This is a genomic window from Proteus sp. PR00224, assembly GCF_016238105.1.
Taxonomy (GTDB): Bacteria; Pseudomonadota; Gammaproteobacteria; order Enterobacterales; family Enterobacteriaceae; genus Proteus.
In genome coordinates, this window is record NZ_JAEHQU010000019.1 from 1 (window position 1) to 2,545 (window position 2,545).

The 2,545-nt window shown below is 51.9% G+C and carries 2 rRNA genes; both read left to right on the forward strand.

Annotated features, from left to right (window positions below):
- Window positions 1-2,359: ribosomal RNA gene (locus JEP71_RS17395) — 23S ribosomal RNA — on the forward strand; the annotation flags it as partial.
- Between the two features lie 118 nt (window positions 2,360-2,477).
- Window positions 2,478-2,545 (forward strand): 5S ribosomal RNA (gene rrf, locus JEP71_RS17400); the annotation flags it as partial.

Here is a 2,545-nt window from a genome sequence, read left to right on the forward strand (position 1 = left end):
ATGGGGTGACTGCGTACCTTTTGTATAATGGGTCAGCGACTTATATTCTGTAGCAAGGTTAACCGAATAGGGGAGCCGTAGGGAAACCGAGTCTTAACTGGGCGAATGAGTTGCAGGGTATAGACCCGAAACCCGGTGATCTATCCATGGGCAGGTTGAAGGTTGGGTAACACTAACTGGAGGACCGAACCGACTAATGTTGAAAAATTAGCGGATGACTTGTGGATGGGGGTGAAAGGCCAATCAAACCGGGAGATAGCTGGTTCTCCCCGAAAGCTATTTAGGTAGCGCCTCGTGAACTCATCTTCGGGGGTAGAGCACTGTTTCGACTAGGGGGTCATCCCGACTTACCAACTCGATGCAAACTGCGAATACCGAAGAATGTTATCACGGGAGACACACGGCGGGTGCTAACGTCCGTCGTGAAGAGGGAAACAACCCAGACCGCCAGCTAAGGTCCCAAAGTCATGGTTAAGTGGGAAACGAAGTGGGAAGGCTCAGACAGCCAGGATGTTGGCTTAGAAGCAGCCATCATTTAAAGAAAGCGTAATAGCTCACTGGTCGAGTCGGCCCGCGCGGAAGATGTAACGGGGCTAAACCATGCACCGAAGCTGCGGCAGCGACACTTAGGTGTTGTTGGGTAGGGGAGCGTTCTGTAAGCCTGCGAAGGTGTACTGTGAGGTATGCTGGAGGTATCAGAAGTGCGAATGCTGACATAAGTAACGATAATGCGGGTGAAAAACCCGCACGCCGGAAGACCAAGGGTTCCTGTCCAACGTTAATCGGGGCAGGGTGAGTCGACCCCTAAGGCGAGGCTGAAAAGCGTAGTCGATGGGAAACGGGTTAATATTCCCGTACTGGTGGTAACTGCGATGGGGGAACGGAGAAGGCTAGGTTGTCCGGGCGACGGTCGTCCCGGTTCAAGCATGTAGGCAGAGTGATTAGGCAAATCCGGTCACTTAATGCTGAGGTGTGATGACGAGCCACTAAGGTGGTGAAGCAATTGATGCCCTGCTTCCAGGAAAAGCCTCTAAGCTTCAGGTTACCAACAATCGTACCCCAAACCGACACAGGTGGTCAGGTAGAGAATACTCAGGCGCTTGAGAGAACTCGGGTGAAGGAACTAGGCAAAATGGTGCCGTAACTTCGGGAGAAGGCACGCTGGCGGTAAGTGAAGTCCCTTGCGGACGGAGCCGAAGCCAGTCGAAGATACCAGCTGGCTGCAACTGTTTATTAAAAACACAGCACTGTGCAAACACGAAAGTGGACGTATACGGTGTGACGCCTGCCCGGTGCTGGAAGGTTAATTGATGGGGTTATCCTTAGGGAGAAGCTCTTGATCGAAGCCCCAGTAAACGGCGGCCGTAACTATAACGGTCCTAAGGTAGCGAAATTCCTTGTCGGGTAAGTTCCGACCTGCACGAATGGCGTAATGATGGCCAGGCTGTCTCCACCCGAGACTCAGTGAAATTGAACTCGCTGTGAAGATGCAGTGTACCCGCGGCAAGACGGAAAGACCCCGTGAACCTTTACTATAGCTTGACACTGAACATTGAGCCTTGATGTGTAGGATAGGTGGGAGACTAAGAAGTGTGGACGCCAGTCTGCATGGAGTCAACCTTGAAATACCACCCTTTAACGTTTGATGTTCTAACCTAGGCCCGTAATCCGGGTCGGGGACCGTGTCTGGTGGGTAGTTTGACTGGGGCGGTCTCCTCCTAAAGAGTAACGGAGGAGCACGAAGGTTGGCTAAGCATGGTCGGACATCATGCGGTTAGTGCAAAGGCATAAGCCAGCTTGACTGTGAGAGTGACGGCTCGAGCAGGTACGAAAGTAGGTCTTAGTGATCCGGTGGTTCTGAATGGAAGGGCCATCGCTCAACGGATAAAAGGTACTCCGGGGATAACAGGCTGATACCGCCCAAGAGTTCATATCGACGGCGGTGTTTGGCACCTCGATGTCGGCTCATCACATCCTGGGGCTGAAGTAGGTCCCAAGGGTATGGCTGTTCGCCATTTAAAGTGGTACGCGAGCTGGGTTTAGAACGTCGTGAGACAGTTCGGTCCCTATCTGCCGTGGGCGTTGGAAGATTGAGAGGGGTTGCTCCTAGTACGAGAGGACCGGAGTGAACGCACCACTGGTGTTCGGGTTGTCATGCCAATGGCATTGCCCGGTAGCTAAGTGCGGAAGAGATAACCGCTGAAAGCATCTAAGCGGGAAACTTGCCTCGAGATGAGTCTTCCCTGTCACCTAGAGTGACCTAAAGGAACGTTTAAGACTAAGACGTTGATAGGCTGGGTGTGTAAGCGTAGCGATACGTTGAGCTAACCAGTACTAATGAACCGTGAGGCTTAACCTGACAACACCGAAGGTGTTTTGTCTGAGAGACTAACATTGATGAAGTAAGCTTGTTTAAGATTGAATATTGCTGGTTACTGAGAAAGAAACAACAGTAACGGGTAATAAAACCGAATTTGCTTGGCGGCCATAGCGCAGCGGACCCACCTGAATCCATGCCGAACTCAGAAGTGAAACGTTGTAGCGC